This is a genomic window from Streptomyces sp. NPDC052101 (assembly GCF_040680235.1).
Taxonomy (GTDB): Bacteria; Actinomycetota; Actinomycetes; order Streptomycetales; family Streptomycetaceae; genus Streptomyces.
Genome location: NZ_JBFAWH010000020.1, coordinates 112,796 through 128,558 on the forward strand (window position 1 = coordinate 112,796; position 15,763 = coordinate 128,558).

The window sequence follows — 15,763 nt, forward strand, 5'->3', positions numbered from 1 at the left end:
GCCTTGGCCCCGTTCAAGCTACTACGAGACGTAGAAAAACAGCCATCTCCAGCAACGGGGTCAGTCGTGTGGGGCCTGCCCGCTCACCCGGTGGTCGGCGTGGCTGAGGGCCTCCATCACCAGCCGCCGCAGATGCCCGTCCCGCAGGCGGTAGTAGATGTACCGCCCTTCGCGCCGCGTCTCCACCAGGCCCGCGAGCCGCAGCTTGGCCAGGTGCTGGCTCACCGCCGTCCGGGACGCCTCGCACCGCTCGGTCAGCGAGCCGACGTCCGACTCCCCCTGGGCCAGCAGCCACAGCAGATGCAGCCGGGTCGCGTCGGACAGCATCGCGAACACCTCGGTCGCCTCCGTGAGACGCGCGCTGTCCGGGGCACGTAGATGCGTACCGGGTGCAGTTGGCAAGGACTCGCGAGCAGGCATGCAGACAGCGTAAGGGCCGGAGCGGGCGGGCGTGGCCTCCGGTCACTTCGACCTGAAATCAACATGTGCGCAGATGCGCACCTGTATGTACAGTGGAGGGATCGAGCCCACCTCCGATCCGCCTCGGGACCGCCGCATGCTCACCGTCCTGCGCAACCGCACCTACCGGCACCTCTTCACCGCCCAGGTCATCGCCCTGGTCGGCACCGGCCTGGCCACGGTCGCGCTCGGTCTGCTCGCGTACGACATCGCGGGCGCCGGGGCCGGTTCGGTCCTCGGGACCGCGCTGGCGATCAAGATGGGGGCGTACGTGGCGATCGCCCCGGCCATCGGCGCGGTCGCCGACCGCCTGCCGCGCCGGGCGCTGATGGTCGGTGCGGACCTGATCAGGGCCTCGGTGGCGCTGATGCTGCCGTTCGTGGACCAGGTGTGGCAGGTCTACGTCCTGATCTTCCTGCTCCAGTCCGCGTCGGCCGCGTTCACCCCCACCTTCCAGGCGGTCATCCCCGACGTGCTGCCCGCCGAGCGGGACTACACCCAGGCACTGTCGCTGTCCCGTCTCGCCTACGACCTGGAGAACCTCTTCAGCCCGGCCCTCGCCGCCGCCTTGCTCTCCCTCATCACCTACAACTGGCTCTTCCTCGGCACCGTCGCCGGCTTCCTCGCCTCCGCGGCCCTCGTGGTCTCCGTCGTACTGCCGAAACCGGTCGCCCCTGCCCAGCCGCGCAGCGGTGGCGTCTACGCCAAGGCCACCGCCGGCAGCCGCCTCTTCTTCTCCACTCCGCAACTCCGGGCCCTGCTCGCCCTCAACCTCGCGGTGGCGGCTGCGAGCGCGATGGTCACGGTCAACAGCGTGGTGTACGTCCGCGATCATCTGGGGCGGAGTGCGGCGCAGGTGTCGCTGGCCCTCGGGGCGTACGGCGGCGGCTCGATGATCGTCGCCCTGCTGCTCCCCCGCGTACTGGAGTGCGTCTCCGACCGGACGGTGATGCTGCGCGGCGCCCTGCTGCTCCCGGTCGTCTTCGCCGGACTTGGCGGCCTCACGGCTGCGGGGACCGGCGGCTGGCGCTGGCCCGCGCTACTCCTCACCTGGGCCGCCTTCGGTGCCGCCTGCTCCATGGTGCTCACGCCCACCGGCCGGCTGATCCGCCGCTCCGCCCCGCCCGGGGAACGCACATCGGCGTTCGCCGCGCAGTTCTCCCTCTCCCACAGCTGCTGGCTGCTGACGTACCCGCTCGCCGGCTGGCTCGGCGCGACGGCGGGCCTTCAGTCGGCCGTGGTCGCGCTGGGCGTGATCACACTGGCCGCCGGACTCGTCGCGGTACGCCTGTGGCCGTCGGGGAAACAGGCGCCCGCCGAGCACGAGCACACCGATCTCCACGACGGTCATCCTCATCTGGTGGACGCCGTACAGGTCGGGACCGGCTGGCGCCACAGCCACAGCCTGTCCGACGGCCTCCACGCACACCACTGAGGAAGGGGCAGTCCTCCAGGCTCCGCCGCCTGAGCGGGAGCCTTCCGGCGGCTCACTCGGCGGCCCAAGGCCCGCGCTGAGGACACCGGCGACGACCAGGTTCCGCACGACCAGCGTGCGGGCACGGTGGCAAGCTCGTCGCGGACGATCACCGCGTCGGCGTTTTCCAGAGCCAGGTCGGAGCCCGCCCGTCCCATGGCGACGCCGGTGCAGCATCTGCGCCTCGGCCTGCGCGACGCCCTGGCCACCGCCACCGTGGCCGGAGTGCGCTGGACCATCTCGATCGCCTCCGCACCGGGGTCGGGGCTACGACGCGACGGTCTCCGTCTGTGCCGAGCAGTGCTCGGTATGGAGGGGGTGGGCGGGGCCCTGGGCCCGCAGGTGGACCTGGGTGCCGATCGCAGGTGGTGCGGTGTCCGTGTAGACGACGAGGTGCTCGGGAAGGTCCCGGCCGGGGTCGGGGGCGAGTTCGATGCGGTGGTCGTGGCCCCGGAACAGACAGGCGGTGACGCGGGCCTGGACGGTGTGCGGGCCAGGCTCGGAGGTCATGCGGAGTTGGTGGGGCCGCAGCATGACGACACCGTCCTGTTCGGTGTCGGTGTTCAGGGGCAGGGGTCCGAACGCGGTCGCGGCGTATCCGTCGGCGGCTTTGGCGGACAGCAGGTTGGCCTCGCCCAGCGCTCGGGCGATGCCCGCGTCGGCCGGCCGGTGATAGAGAGCATGGGGGGTGCCGGCCTGCACGATACGGCCGTCCCGCATCACGGCGATCGTGTCGGCGAAAGCGAGGGCCTCGTCCACATCGTGGGTCACCAGGATCGCGGTGGCGCCCGCGCGCCGCAGGGTGGCTGCGACCTCCGTGCGCAGTTCGGTGCGCAGCGCGGCGTCGAGGGCGGCGAACGGCTCGTCGAGCAGGAGGAGTTGGGGCCTGGGTGCGAGGGCGCGGGCCAGGGCCACGCGTTGCTGTTGGCCGCCGGAGAGCTGGTGCGGATGGCGGTCGGCGAGCCCGTCGAGCCCGACGAGGTCGAGCATCTCCCCCACCCGCTCGCGGCGGTCGGCGCGGGAGAGGCCGAAGCCGATGTTGGCGGCGACGGTCAGGTGGGGGAAGAGCGCCCCGTCCTGGGGGACGTACCCGATGTGCCGGCGCTCGGCGGGGACCCTGGTGCGGCCGTCGTCGAGGACGCGGCCGTGCAGGGTGACCGTGCCCCAGGTCGCGGAGTGGAAGCCTGCGACGATGCGGAGCAGGGTGCTCTTGCCGCAGCCGGAGGGCCCCAGGACGCAGGCGAGCGCTCCGTCCTCGACGGTGAGGTCGAGTCCGGTGAGCACCGGGCTGCGGCCGTGTGCTGCCTCCAATTGGTTGATCAACAGGCCCGGCTGGCCGGTCATCTCAGTTCTCCTCGGGCGCGGTTGAGGGAGTGCGGAAGGTGCGGCGGGTCAGGATCAGCACGGCGGGCACGGACATGGCCACCATCACGGCGGCGTACGGTGCCGCCGCCCCGTAGGAGAGGCCCGCGGTGTAGACCCAGAACTGGGTGGCGAGGGTCTCGGTGCCGGTCGGGCGCAGCAGCAGCGTGGCGGTGAGTTCGGTGCTCGCCGTGAGGGTGACCATCGCGAAGGCCGCGCCGAGCCCGGGAAGGATCAGCGGCAGGGTGACCCGGCCCAGGACGACGATCCTGCGCACTCCCAGCGAGCGCGCCACATCCTCGACGCCGTGCGGCACATGGGCGAGGGAGGCCCGCACGGAGGTCAGGGCGAGCGGGAAGAACAGCACCACGTACCCGGCCACCAGCAACGATGGCTGCTGGTAGAGGGGTTGGGCGTAGCGGATCGCGAAGTACACCACCGACAGGGCGACGGCGATGCCGGGCAGTGCCCTGGTCAGGTAGGCGGCGCGTTCCACGGTACGGGCCAGGCGGGTGGGACGGCGCCAGGAGTAGAGCGCCACCGGCACCGCTGCCGCGGTGGCGACGGCCGCCGCCGTCAGGGAGTACCCCAGGGTCGTCACCGTCTCGGTGACGATGGAGGCGGACGGCAGGGTGGTGGAACTGCCGCGCAGCAGCCAGTGGACGAGGGCGAAGACCGGCACCCCGAGCGTCACCCCCACCACCGCCAGCAACGCGACCGCGGCGACCGGCTTCCAGCGGCCCAGGGCTGCCGGCGTGCAGCCGCGCCCGGTGGTGCCCTCGCGCACCACTCGGCCACGCCGTGCGGCGCGCGCGTCGAGCACGACGAGGAGGAGGGCGAGGCCGACCAGGGCGAGGGTGAGCAGGCTGGCGGAGGCCATGTCGAAGCTGGTCTGGTACTCGTTGTAGATCGCGGTCGCGAAGGTGGTGTAGCGCAGCATCGCGAACGCCCCGTATTCGCCCAGGAGATAGAGCGAGACGAGCAGCGCACCGCCCGCCAGGGCGGGGCGGGTGAGCGGCAGCGTGACCCGCCACAGGGTCGCGAGCCGGCCTCGGCCCAGGCTGCGCGCGACCTCCTCGGCCGAGGCGTCGGTGTGCCGCAGCGTGGCCGCCACCGGCAGGAACACCAACGGATAGAGCGACGAGGTCATCACCAGCACCGCACCCCAGTACCCCTGGACCTGGGGGAAGAGCGAGACCCAGGAGTAGCCGTGGACGAACTCCGGCACCGCGAGCGGCATGGCCAGCGCCACCGTCCACGCCCGGCGGCCGGGCAGGTCGGTGCGTTCCACCAGGTAGGCGGCGGCAAAGCCGAGTACGAGCGTGCCGGCGGTGACGACCGTGGTGAGGGCGACGGTGTGCCACAGCAGCGTGCCCACCACAGGCCGGTCGAGCAGGCGGTGCGCGGTGTCTCCGCCCGCCTGCGCGGCCTGCAGCCCGACGAACACCAGCGGCGAGGCGACGAGCAGCGCGACCAGGCCCGCCACCAGCGGCAGCGGGCCCGGCGCCGTACGAAGGGTCCTCACAGCAGACCGACGGACTGCAGGAGTTGCAGCGCGTCCTTGCCGTCGCCGAGGTCACTGGCCCGGGTGACCGGTCCGGAGGCGGTCAGGGCCCGGCTCACCTTGGTGTTCTTCACTCCTGCCACGAGCGGGTACTCGTAGCTCTCGGAGGTGGCGATGATCTGCTGGGCGGGCTTGCTGGTCAGGTAGGCGAGGAACGCCTGGGCGGCCGCCTGGTGCTTGCCGTGGGAGAGGACGGCAGCGCCGGAGACGTCCACCAGCGCGCCGGGGTCGCCCTGCTTGAAGTAGCCGAGGGCGCTGTGCATGTGGGCGGCACCCTGTTCGTCGCGCAGCCGGTACCAGTAGTAGTGGTCGATCACGCCGCCCTCGACCTCACCCCGGTTCACCGCGGCGACCAGGTCCTCGTTGCTGCCGTAGACCTTGCTGTTGGCCTTCAGCCCTTCCAGCCAGCTCTTCGCGCCGGCCTGGCCCTCCGTCTTGATCATCCTGGTGACGATCGGAGTGAAGTCCGTCTCGCTCGGCGCGATGCCCAGCTTCCCCTTCCATGCCGGGCCGGCCAGATCCTTGACCCCGGACGGCACTTGGCCCGCCTTGAGCTTGCCGGTGTCGTAGACGAACGCCGCCTCGCGGGCGGAGACGCCCGCCCAGTCGCCCTTGGCCGAGCTGTCGGCCGACGGAACCGCCGCCAGGGTGGCGGCATTCGCCTTCGCCAGCAGGCCCTTGTTCTCCAGGGTGGTGAGCGCGGGCGGATTCTCCGCGAAGAACACGTCCGCCGGGGAGGCCGGGCCCTCGGTGAGGATCTGGTTGGCCAACTCCGCCTCGTCACCGGAGCGCACGTTGGCCTTGATGCCGGTCCGCGTCTGGAAGTCCTTCACCAGCGCGCTGACCGTCTGCTCGTGCTGACCGCTGTAGACGGTGATCGTCTGCCCCTTCAGCGAACCACCCGACGACGAATCGTCCGAGCTTCCCGAATCGTTCGAACCGCCGCACCCCGCCAGCGCCAGGGCCGACAGCGACACCGCCGTCGCCAGCACGGCGGACCGGCGCGCGGACCGCAGGACGACACGAGACATGGGACCTCCGAAGTGAGACGCGGGCGGGCCGTCGACGCCGCCCCCACGGCACACACCCGCCATCAACAAAGCAAGGCACACCGTACTTAGGTAAGCCTTGCCTGAAAACACATCCACAGAGCGTCGACAAGTACCTATTCGGCCACTTCAGCGCCCCTAAGAAACCGATTTGCCTCACTTTGACAGCGCCTTTTTGACCATCCCATAGCTCACTCATAGCGACCTCATGGCAGCCCCATCACCGTTGACTGCACGAACGGTTACCCAAGCGTGACAGCGGGTGCTCCACACGACGAAGGCGACGCGGTGCATGAGCGGCCTGCCCGGCACGGGTGTCCTGAGCAGGATCCAGCAGGAGGCCGCACGGCGCTGATCAGGCAAATCACCCTCGCCGACCGGGCGACCACCATCGCCCGAGCTGCTCGAACTCCGCGCCATGGTGGGCGTGTTGTGCCAGGCCGACAATCCGACGCGCTGGAACGGGAACGGTCCCTGACCGCCTGCCCGAGCTGATCGCCGCCTGCCGATCGGCCGGCCTCGACGTCATCCTCAGCACGGACAGCCGAAGGCGCTCAAGCGGGTAGCGGGATCCTTCCCAGCTCGATCACCCTCAGGTGCTGCACGTCCTTCGCCGTGGTCTCGAACAGCGCGCCCGCCGGAATGCCGGGGACGGTTCTGATGTGCCGCCAGCCCTGGCCGGTGTAGTACGCGTGGAGGCCGGTGTTGTCGGTCCAGGCGGCCAGGCGGACCATTCGGGCGCCGTCGGCGGCGGCGCGGGCGCGGGCCCACTGCTGGAGGGTCGCGCCGATGCCGCGGCCGGCGTGCGGGCGGGCGACGATCACCTTGCGGAGATAGCGCGCCGGGACGGCCAGTTCGGCCGGGGTCCACAGGCGTGGATGGCCGTGCGGGAGCAGGGTGAGGGTGGCCACCGGTTCGCCCTCGGGGGCGAGCATGGCCATCACAGTCGCGCCCTGCTCGATGAGGGACAGAGTGAGCCGGGGGCGGAAGGGTTTCGACCACTGGTCGGAGCCGTGCCGCACCGCCAGCCAGCCGGCGGCCTCCCGCCGCCAGTGGCGCAGGGTCTTCAGGTCCTCCGGGACGGCCGGACGGACGTAGAGCGGCGGCGGGGTCAAATCCGCTCCTCCCCGAACGAGTAGAGGCGGCGCAGGGCCTGGACGAGACGACGGCCGTGGGCGTTGAGCGAACGGCCGTCCGGCGCGGTCAGCGGGCGCCGGGTGACGAGCCGGCCGAGGATGCCGCGCGGGTGCAGCACCGTCCCTTCCCGCGCCAGGTTCACCAGGACGCACTCGTCGGCCCCGCACTCCAGCAGCCCATAGCCGGGGCGGCGGAAGACCAAGCGATCGTCCTGGAGGGCGTACACACCGGGGGCGGGTGCGTACGGCACGTAGCAGGGTTCGGGGGCGGAGTGACGTACGGTCAGTTGAACGCCGTCCGCGGGGTCCTGCTGGGGTTTGCCGAGGGTCCGGTGGCCGTGCCGCTCGGCCATGTGCCGTACCAGCGTAGGCACCTGCTCCTCCCCGAGTTCGATCTCGCCCAGCAGCCAGGTCGAGCCCAGCACACGGCAGTTGACCTCCAGCGCGACGACGGAGTTCGCGCACACGGCGAAGTCGGCGCCGAAGATGCCCCGGTAACCGAGGTCGGCGAGGCTCCGGCCGATGCGTTCCATCGCGTCGTTCGTCCGGGCGAGCACGGCCGGCGGCAGCAGCGCGGGGGCGCCGAAGTCCGAGCCGGAGTACTCGCCGAACCCGGCGCCCGTCTCCTCGATCCCGGCCAGTTGCAGGGCCGCACGCAGCGTCTCGGCCGTCCCGTCGTGGGCGACGAAGCCGTAGCAGGCCAGGGTGGTGTCTCCGACGTACTCGCTGACCAGCCAGCGCGACCGCGACGGCAGGTCCGCCGCCGTGCTCCCGTCGGTGACCAGGTACGTGCCGTTGCCGCCCGCGCTCCGCGGCTTCTGTACGACGAACCGGTCGCCGAAGCGGCGCCGCAGTGCCGGGTAGTCGATCCCGTCCACGCCGCCCACCACCACGTCGTCCGGCGTCGGCACCCCCAGCTGCCGGAACCAGTCCCGCATCGCGGCCTTGTCCTTGAGCGCCTCCCAGGCGTGCTGCACGTCCGGCACGAGCAGCCGGGCGCCGGTCGCCTCGACGGCCTGCTGCCAGTGCGGCCGGTACGTCCCGTAGGCGGCGAGGGCGAGCGTGCGGCCCCGCCACCGGTGCCCCACCAGGCCGGGCAGGTGGTCCATCAGGGCGTCCAGATCGCGGCCGCTCAGTGTGTCCACGCGGCTCCGGGTCCGCTCCTCCAGCGTGTACATGTGCGCGGCGAACCGATCGGTCCAGCCCGCGTCCGCGTCCTCGGGCGTCAGCAGTCCGGCCAGGCAGTCCGTGCGGAGCAGCGGCAGCAGGTAGAGCGGGCGCGGGGCGGTGCCGAGGAAGCGGGCGGGCCGCAGCAGGCGCTCGACATCGTCGAGGGACGCAATCACGCCGTGGATTATGCAGTCCGGCGATGCGCCCCGGACGTAAAGAAACCGTGGGTCGTCGGTCGCGCTGTCAGGCCGTTAAAATGCCCGGCCGCCCGGGCTTTTGCAGGGTGCCCTTTCCCCGGCGTTCTCGTTCTCGTAGGAAGCCGAACACGTCGGCACCCTGCGGAACGGAAACGGAAACGGAAACGGACACGGAAACGGACACGCCTTGCGAGTGACGATGCTCGGCCACGCCGGGCTCTACCTGGAGACGACCGCGGGGAGCATCCTCTGTGATCCGTGGACCAGCCCCGCGTACTTCGCCTCCTGGTTCCCCTTCCCCGACAACAGCGCGCTCCCCTGGGACCGGTACGCGTGCCCCGACTACCTCTACGTCTCCCACCTCCACCAGGACCACTTCGACCCCGCCCATCTGCGCGAGCGCGTGGGCCGCGACACCACCGTCCTCCTCCCCGACTACCCCCTCGACGACCTGCGGGGCGCACTCGCCACCCTCGGCTTCACCCGCTTTCGCCGGCTGCCCAACGGCGATCCCGTCGAACTCGGCGGCGGCCTGCGCGTGGCGATCACCGCCGTGAGCGCACCGGTCGACGGACCGATCGGGGACTCGGCCCTCGCGGTGGCCGACGGCTCGGCGCGCATCCTCAACCAGAACGACGCGAGGCCCCTGCAGGCCGAACAGATCGCCGCCTTCGGCCCGTACGACGCGCACTTCCTGCAGTTCTCCGGCGCCAGCTGGTGGCCGCTGGCCTACGACCTGCCCGCGCGCGCCAAGGCGGTGTACGGCAGGGCCGCCCGGCGCAACGGCCTGGCACGGGCGCGGCGTTTCATCGAACAGGTCGGCGCTCGGCACGTGGTGCCGAACGCGGGCCCCGCCTGCTTCCTGGACGACGACCTCTTCGACTTCAACGACCTGCACGGCGAGGACCACAACCCTTTCCCGGACCAGTCGGTGTTCGTGGACCACCTGCACCGCAACGGCCACGCCGGGGCCGTACTGACCGTCCCCGGCACAGTCCTGGAGTTCGCGCACGGACAGTGCGAGGTCCGCCACCCGGCCCCGGACCCGTTCACCGCGTTCCAGGAGAAGGAGGCGTACCTGCGGGCGTACGCGGCCCGGGCCCGGCCCCGGATCGCACAGGAGCGCCGGACCTGGCGACCGGCCGGGACACGTGTCGATGTCCTCACCGCTCTCAAGGACTGGTTCGAGCCGTTGCTGCGGATCGCCGACCACATCTGCGCGGGCGTCGGCGGCCCGGTCCTCCTGGACATCGGCGACCTGCCGCTCGTCATCGACTTCCCCGCCCGCGAGGTGCGCCGTTGGAACGGCGAACCGTGCCGTTACCGCTTCCGGTTCGAACGCGACCTGGTGGAGCGTCTGATCGCCGGCCACCAGGTCGACTGGGTCAACAGCCTGCTGCTCGGCATGCGGTTCACGACCTCGCGGGTCGGACCGTACAACGAGCACGTCTACACCTTCTTCAAGTGCCTCTCCCCGGAGCGGATCAGCTACGCCGACGCCTGGTACGCCGAACCCGAGGCGCCGAGCGAGTTCATCCGCCTGGACGGCTGGGAGATCCAGCGCCGCTGCCCCCACCTCCGTGCCGACCTGGCCCGCTTCGGCGAGATCCGGGACGGCGTCCTGCGCTGCCGTATGCACAACTGGCGCTTCGACCTGGAGTCGGGCCGCTGCCTGAACGCTTACAGCCACCGCCTCACCGCCCGCCCGGCCGGGGACGCGTGACTGTGGCTGCCAAGGTTCCGTCCCGCAGCGGCAGTTGACCGGAGGTGCGGAGCAGGTTGCCCGACCGGGGCACGCCGAGTTCCTTGAGAGGGGCCTCGGTGGCGGATGTCATGCTGCGGTCGCCTGTGCTCACAGACCCTCGACTGCCGTGATCAGTCGTCGTACGGCTTCGTCGACCGTGGAGCGGGGGCAGCCCAGGTTGACCCGCATGTAGCCGTGGCCCTCGATGCCGAACTTCTGTCCCTTGTCCAGCCACAGGCGCGCTCGGGTGAGCATGAACTTGTCCAGGGACTCGGCGTCCATCCCGAGGCCACGGCAGTCCATCCACGCCAGGTAGAGGGAGTCGGCCGGCAGGACCCTGACCTTCGAGGTGGCGGTGTTGACGGCCTGCTCGAAGTGGGCGTGGTTGCCGCGCAGGTAGGTGAGCAGCTCCTCCAGCCACGGCTCACCGTGTGTGTAGGCGGCTTCGGCGGCGACCATGCCCAGCACGTTGACCAGCGGGAACAGGTTGCGCTCGTACTGGCGGGCCAGTTCCTCGCGCAGCCTGCGGTCGGGGACGAAGACGTTGGCGCTCTGCAGGCCGGGGAGGTTGAAGGTCTTGCTGGGGGCCGTGCAGGTGATGCTGTTCTGTGCGCACTCGGGGCCGAGCGAGGCGAACGGGATGTGCTTCATGTCCGGGATGATGATGAGGTCCTGGTGGATCTCGTCGGAGACGACCAGGACGCCGTGGCGGGCGCATATCTCGCCCATGGTCCTCAGTTCGTCCTCGGTCCAGACGTTCCCGGTGGGGTTGTGGGGGTGGCTCAGGATGAACAGCTTGGTGTCGGGCCTTATGGCGGCCTCGAAGGTGCGGGCGTCGAACCGGTAGCCGTCGTCCGTCCGCTCCAGCGGCGCGTACGCGAGGTGGCGGCCGTTGAGCAGGACGTCGTCGTGGAAGTGGACGTAGACCGGCGGCTGGATCAGGACCGAGTCGCCCGGCGCGGAGAATGCCTGCACCGCGGTCTTGAGGGTGGTGATGATGCCCGCGGTCTGGAGCACCCATTCGCGCCGTACGTCCCAGCCGAACCGCCGGGCCTGCCAGCCGGTCACGGCGTCGAGGTAGCTGTCGGTCGCACCGCCGGGATACCCGAAGACACCGTGGTCCACGGCCTGGTGGAGCGCATCGATCACGGCCTGGGGAGCCTTGAAGTCGGTGTCGGCGACCCACATCGGCAACGGGTCGGCCGCGGCCTCGTCGGCCGCCAGGAGTTGATGGGCGTAGGCCCACTTCATGGAGTTGGTGTCCCTGCGGTCCACGACGGTGTCGAAAGCCGATCCCGTCGCCACAGCATGTCGTGCCGGGTCACAGGGGGTGCGATCGGTTGCCATAACTGGATGCTAGCCACGATGCGGGGCAAAATGTTCGTTAGCTTTGCCCACATTAGGCCCATTGTCGCTATGCGAGAGCTGGAGACGGCGGGGATCATCCGCGGCTACCGTGCGGTCGTCGATGCCGCGGCCATCGGGTACGGGTTCGAGGTCCTGCTCTTCGCCACGTTGAGCCGGCCCGACGCGGTGACCGAGTTCGACGCGGCCCTCGCCGACATCCCGGAGGTCATCGAGGCGCAGAGGCTGTTCGGTGAACCGGACTACCTGATACGCGTGGTCACCGCCGACCTGCCGTCGTACCAGCACCTCTATGAGTCCGTACTCGTCCATCTGCCGGGGGTCCGCGGCCTCAACTCGACCATCGTCATGAAGCAGGCCGTCCACCCCCGGCCCTTGCCCGGGCGGCCGCCGCGTGCGGTGACGACCCGCCCGCCTGGTGCCGCATGACCGGGCGGAGCGACTGCCCGCGCAGTCCGAGTGGGCCGCACGCGGAACCCCGCCGACACCGGTCAACGGGCCCGAGCCAGGCGGAGCCAGAAGAAGATCACGGGCAGGACAAGAGTCGCTGCGACGGCGTTCAGGCCGTCGAAGCCGATGCTGTGCACAAGGGGTCCGGCGAGGCCAGCACCCACCGCCGCGACGACGTTCATCGCGGTGTCCGTGGTGCCCTGCACGCCCGGCCGAAGCGCCGCGGGCGTGGCCTCGCTGAGCATCGCGGAGCCGGCCACCAGGCTGAACGACCAGCCCAGCCCGAGCAGGAACAGTCCTGCCATCACCATGGCGACCGAGCCGCGGCTCAGGCCCGACAGCAGCGCTGAGGCGATGAACACGGCCTGCCCGGCAACCGCGGTCGGCAGGTGACCCACCCTGTCGGCGAGCCAGCCGACGGCCGGCGAGAACGCGTACATGCCGAGCAGATGGCCGCTGATGGTGAAGCCGACGACGGTGAGAGTCGCTCCGTCCTCGGCCATGCTGACGGGAGTCATCGTCATGACTGCCCCCATGATCGTGTTGGCCATGACGACGGTCACGAAGGCGAACGCGGCGCGTGGCGCGTGGCGAAGGTGACGCAAGCCCGCTCGCACCGTGCCGATCTGCGACGCCCGCGTATCTGACGGTTTCTCAACTGACGTCGATGCTGCGCGCGTTCCTGTTTCCGGCAGTCCTTCGCTGTCCCGTTGCCGCCGGGCAAGCACCAGCGGGTCAGGGCGTAGCCAAAGCCACAGCAGTACCGATGCCAGCGCCATGCAGACGGTGGCCAGGACGAACGCCCCGGTCAGGCGAGGGAGGTGCAGTACCGATGCCACACCGGCGCCCGGATCGGCGAGATTCGGCCCGATCACGGAACCGATCGTCGTGGCCCACACCACGATGGACAGAGCCTGGGCCCGACGGTGCGGCGCGGCCAGGTCGGCGGCTGCGTAGCGGCTCTGCTGGTTCGTCGCACTGCCCACTCCGAAGAGCAGCATCCCCACTATGAGCAGCGGTATCGACTTGCTCACCGCCGAGCCCACGAGGATGACTCCACCGACAGCGGCCGCAAGCCATCCGGTGCTCAAGGCAGATCGGCGCCCTCGTCGCTGCGCGAGGAGAGCAAGGGGCACGCCGACCGCGGCGGCGCCGGCCGTCGTGGCTGTGCGGGCCAAGCCGGCGTAGGTCTCACTGTGAGCGACGGACTCTGCCAGCAACGAACCGATCGACACCGATACGCCGACGCCGACCCCGCCGACGATCTGGGCTGCCGCCAAGAGCCGGACTGTGCGCTTCTGCACGGCACGCACATACGCCTCGGCCTGCCCCGGCACCGCGCGTATGTCTTGTGAGGCGGTCACGTACCAGCACTCCTTCTGGGATACCAACCGGTTGAAACGAACAAAGAGCCCTTGTCGTACGGTCACTCGCGACCGGCGACGACAATGCGGCTGTTCAGGACGTCGGGGACCGCCAGTACGGCTCGTGCGGCTCGCTCTCCGGCCGCGAGGGCGCCTTCGATGTGTCCGGAGTGTTCGGTCGCCGTCTCCGTCGACGCCCAGTGCAGTCGGCCGTCCAGCGTCGGCCGCTGATAGAGGGAGTGGCCGAAGAGCGAGTAGTCGGCGAGGCGCCGCACGGTGGACGGGGACGTCCACGGCTCGGTGCTCCAGTCCTGCACGTGCAGGATGTCGGGGGTGGCCGCGGCCGGCCCGAAGAGCTGCGCGAGCTGTGCGGTGACGGCGTTGTCGAATCCCGCTCCGACGGTGCGCGCGTGCGCGAATCCGAAGAGCGCGGCGGGCCGGCCGTCGGGCCCCGACATGTCGCGTATCTCCTCCAGTGGACCCGTCCTGCTGAACGCCGCGCCGGCCAGCCCCTCCTCCCTCCAGAATGCGGCGGGGTACTGGGCGACGACCTTGGCGACCGCCCCCATCCAGACCGGGGTGGACCGGGCCAGGCCCACGAGGTCGGCGGGGAGCGCGTCGCCGAATTCGATGCGCTCCAGGGCCAAGGCCGGGGGGACGGCCAGGATGACGTGCTCGGCGTGCAGGGTTCCGTCCGGGGTGCCGACGGCAAGGCGGCCCTGGCCATCCGGGTGGATGGCGGTGACGGGCGTGTTCAGCCGCAGGGTGTCGCCGGGCAGTGCGGCGGCGAGGGCGGCGGCGATGCTTGGGGAGCCGGCGGCGAAACGACGGGAGGGGGCGTCGATCAGGTTGCCGGCGAGGCGGCGTGTGCCGGTGGCCTCCTGCAGGATGGTGTCGCCGGTGAGGTGCTGCTCGAAGGTCTCGATGCCGGCGCGTGCGGCCAGGGTCCGCACGCGCTCCTCTCCGTCCCAGAACCAGGTGGCTCCCAGGTCGAGGGCCCGCTCGGGGTCCGCTGTGGGGGCCGAGAGCAGGCGTCCGCCGGTGCGGTCGCGGGCTTCCAGGCAGACCGTGTCGCGGCCGGCCGCGTGCAGGGCGGTGGCCGCGGCCAGTCCGGAGGCGCCGGCGCCGACCACGATCACGTCGTGGCTGTCCCGGTGGGGCATGTGGCTTCCTTTTTCTGATCAGGCCGGACCCCCACTGTCGTCGGAGGTGTTTCGGCGTCCGGCTTCCGGGGTGTGCCCAGCCGGTGGCAGCACGGCAGGGCGAGGGTCGCTGCGCCGATGTGGCGGCGCTGCGGGGCGGCGCTGCGGGGCGGCGGGGAAGGTTTGGTCACTCGCCGTCGGCGGTGTCCAGGACGATGCGGAAGCGGGGGGCTCCGGAGCGCAGCCGGGTCACGGCTTCGCCGGCCTGCTTCAGCGGCATCCGCTCAATCATGGGCCGTACGCCGTTGGTGACGGCGAACCACATCGCCTCTTCCGTCTCGCGCGCGCTGCCGGTGAGGTGTCCGGTGACGGTGTGGCCATTCATCACGAGCCGGGCCGCCGGAACGGTCACGGATCCCGCGTCGAAGCCGATGAGGGTGAGCTGTCCGTGCACGTTCAGCCCAGTGAGCAGTTCGTCCACCGCAGCGGTCGAGGAGGCGGTGTAGACGATGAGGTCGGCGCCGCCCAGTTCCTTCAGGGCGGCTCCGGGTGCCTGGGCGGTGCTGTCGATGTAGTGGTGGGCGCCCAGGTCGCGGGCGGCCTTCTCGCGGTCACCGCCCCGGGCGATGGCGACGGTCTCGTAACCGAGCTTCGCCGCGAACTGGACGGCGAGGTGCCCCAGCCCACCGAGCCCGAACACGGCGACCCGTCCGCCCGCGTGCGTGCCGGCCTTGCGGACGGCGTTGAAGGTCGTCACGCCCGCGCATCCGAACGGGGCGGCCTCGAACTGGTCCAGCTCGTCAGGGATGCGGGCGAGCGCGTCAACGGGCACGGTGATGCTCTGGGCCCAGCCGCCCGGGTAGGACAGGCCGGGTACCTTGCGCTCGGGGCAGTGGACGACGTCCCCCGCCCGGCAGAACGCGCAGTGCCCGCAGCTCCCGCCGAACCAGCCGACGGCCACGCGGTCCCCCACCGACCAGCCCTCGACCCGCTCGCCCAGTTCGGCGATCACACCGGCGACCTCGTGTCCGGCGGTGACCGGGAAGGACGTGCCGACGCCGGTGGCCGCGACCGTTGCGATGTCGGCGTTGCACACGCCGCTCGCCGTGACCGACACACGCACCCACGTGCCCGTTGGCGAGGTCGTCTCGGCCACGGAGGGGTGCAGAGGGCCTCGGGGCTCGGTCACGACCATGGCCTTGGTCATGGCCACCGCGGAGCCTGACATGGTGTCCCTTCCATTCCGAACACGACGACGCATATAGGTGATGGTTATGCTGAATCGGC

General features: G+C 70.9%; 13 protein-coding genes. 3 read left to right on the plus strand and 10 right to left on the minus strand.

What is annotated here, in order from left to right:
* Positions 1-60: 60 nt before the first annotated feature.
* Entirely contained in the window at positions 61-420 is a 360-nt protein-coding gene (locus AB0L75_RS30570) for a metalloregulator ArsR/SmtB family transcription factor (protein WP_365187295.1), read from the minus strand.
* A 136-nt stretch (positions 421-556) separates the two neighbouring features.
* On the opposite strand from AB0L75_RS30570, the gene AB0L75_RS30575 reads away from it, so the two are divergent.
* Positions 557-1,894: an MFS transporter gene (locus AB0L75_RS30575; protein WP_365187298.1), complete on the plus strand. Its 1,338-nt coding sequence runs from the start codon at positions 557-559 to the stop codon at positions 1,892-1,894.
* 306 nt (positions 1,895-2,200) lie between these two features.
* Here AB0L75_RS30575 and AB0L75_RS30580 read toward each other — a convergent pair whose 3' ends face one another.
* The 5 genes from AB0L75_RS30580 to AB0L75_RS30600 form a co-directional block, all read right to left on the minus strand.
* Positions 2,201-3,277: an ABC transporter ATP-binding protein gene (locus AB0L75_RS30580; protein ID WP_365187300.1), complete on the minus strand. Its 1,077-nt coding sequence runs from the start codon at positions 3,275-3,277 to the stop codon at positions 2,201-2,203.
* 1 nt (position 3,278) lies between these two features.
* On the minus strand, positions 3,279-4,820 hold the full coding sequence (locus AB0L75_RS30585; protein WP_365187303.1) for an iron ABC transporter permease: 1,542 nt from the start codon (positions 4,818-4,820) through the stop codon (positions 3,279-3,281).
* The gene (locus tag AB0L75_RS30590) at positions 4,817-5,890 is read right to left on the minus strand and encodes an extracellular solute-binding protein (protein ID WP_365187306.1); all 1,074 of its coding nucleotides are present in this window, start codon (positions 5,888-5,890) and stop codon (positions 4,817-4,819) included. Before AB0L75_RS30590 ends, AB0L75_RS30585 begins: the two co-directional genes overlap by 4 nt.
* Before the next feature lie 572 nt (positions 5,891-6,462).
* The gene (locus AB0L75_RS30595) at positions 6,463-7,023 is read right to left on the minus strand and encodes a GNAT family N-acetyltransferase (RefSeq protein WP_365187308.1); all 561 of its coding nucleotides are present in this window, start codon (positions 7,021-7,023) and stop codon (positions 6,463-6,465) included.
* Positions 7,020-8,390 carry an ATP-grasp domain-containing protein gene (locus AB0L75_RS30600; protein ID WP_365187309.1) on the minus strand — a complete coding sequence of 457 codons (1,371 nt, stop codon included), beginning with the start codon at positions 8,388-8,390 and terminating at the stop codon, positions 7,020-7,022. Before AB0L75_RS30600 ends, AB0L75_RS30595 begins: the two co-directional genes overlap by 4 nt.
* Positions 8,391-8,604: 214 nt before the next feature.
* Between AB0L75_RS30600 and AB0L75_RS30605 the strand changes: the two genes are divergently transcribed.
* Positions 8,605-10,134: a Rieske 2Fe-2S domain-containing protein gene (locus tag AB0L75_RS30605; RefSeq protein ID WP_365187367.1), complete on the plus strand. Its 1,530-nt coding sequence runs from the start codon at positions 8,605-8,607 to the stop codon at positions 10,132-10,134.
* A gap of 129 nt (positions 10,135-10,263) precedes the next feature.
* Here the strand turns inward: AB0L75_RS30605 and AB0L75_RS30610 are convergent, their stop codons facing one another.
* Positions 10,264-11,502 (minus strand): MalY/PatB family protein, encoded by a 1,239-nt coding sequence (locus AB0L75_RS30610; protein ID WP_365187312.1) that lies wholly within the window; start codon positions 11,500-11,502, stop codon positions 10,264-10,266.
* Between the two features lie 69 nt (positions 11,503-11,571).
* Here AB0L75_RS30610 and AB0L75_RS30615 point away from each other — a divergent pair, with 69 nt between their 5' ends.
* Entirely contained in the window at positions 11,572-11,949 is a 378-nt protein-coding gene (locus tag AB0L75_RS30615; protein WP_365187315.1) for an Lrp/AsnC family transcriptional regulator, read from the plus strand.
* Positions 11,950-12,011: 62 nt separating this feature from the next.
* Here the strand turns inward: AB0L75_RS30615 and AB0L75_RS30620 are convergent, their stop codons facing one another.
* From AB0L75_RS30620 to AB0L75_RS30630, 3 genes are all read right to left on the minus strand, one after another.
* Complete coding sequence (locus AB0L75_RS30620; protein ID WP_365187318.1) at positions 12,012-13,334, minus strand: MFS transporter; 1,323 nt, start codon at positions 13,332-13,334, stop codon at positions 12,012-12,014.
* A 62-nt stretch (positions 13,335-13,396) separates the two neighbouring features.
* Positions 13,397-14,497 carry an FAD-dependent oxidoreductase gene (locus tag AB0L75_RS30625; RefSeq protein WP_365187321.1) on the minus strand — a complete coding sequence of 367 codons (1,101 nt, stop codon included), beginning with the start codon at positions 14,495-14,497 and terminating at the stop codon, positions 13,397-13,399.
* 166 nt (positions 14,498-14,663) lie between these two features.
* A complete protein-coding gene (locus tag AB0L75_RS30630) occupies positions 14,664-15,704 on the minus strand; it encodes an alcohol dehydrogenase catalytic domain-containing protein (protein ID WP_365187324.1) in 1,041 nt (346 codons plus the stop codon).
* Between the last annotated feature and the right edge of the window lie 59 nt (positions 15,705-15,763).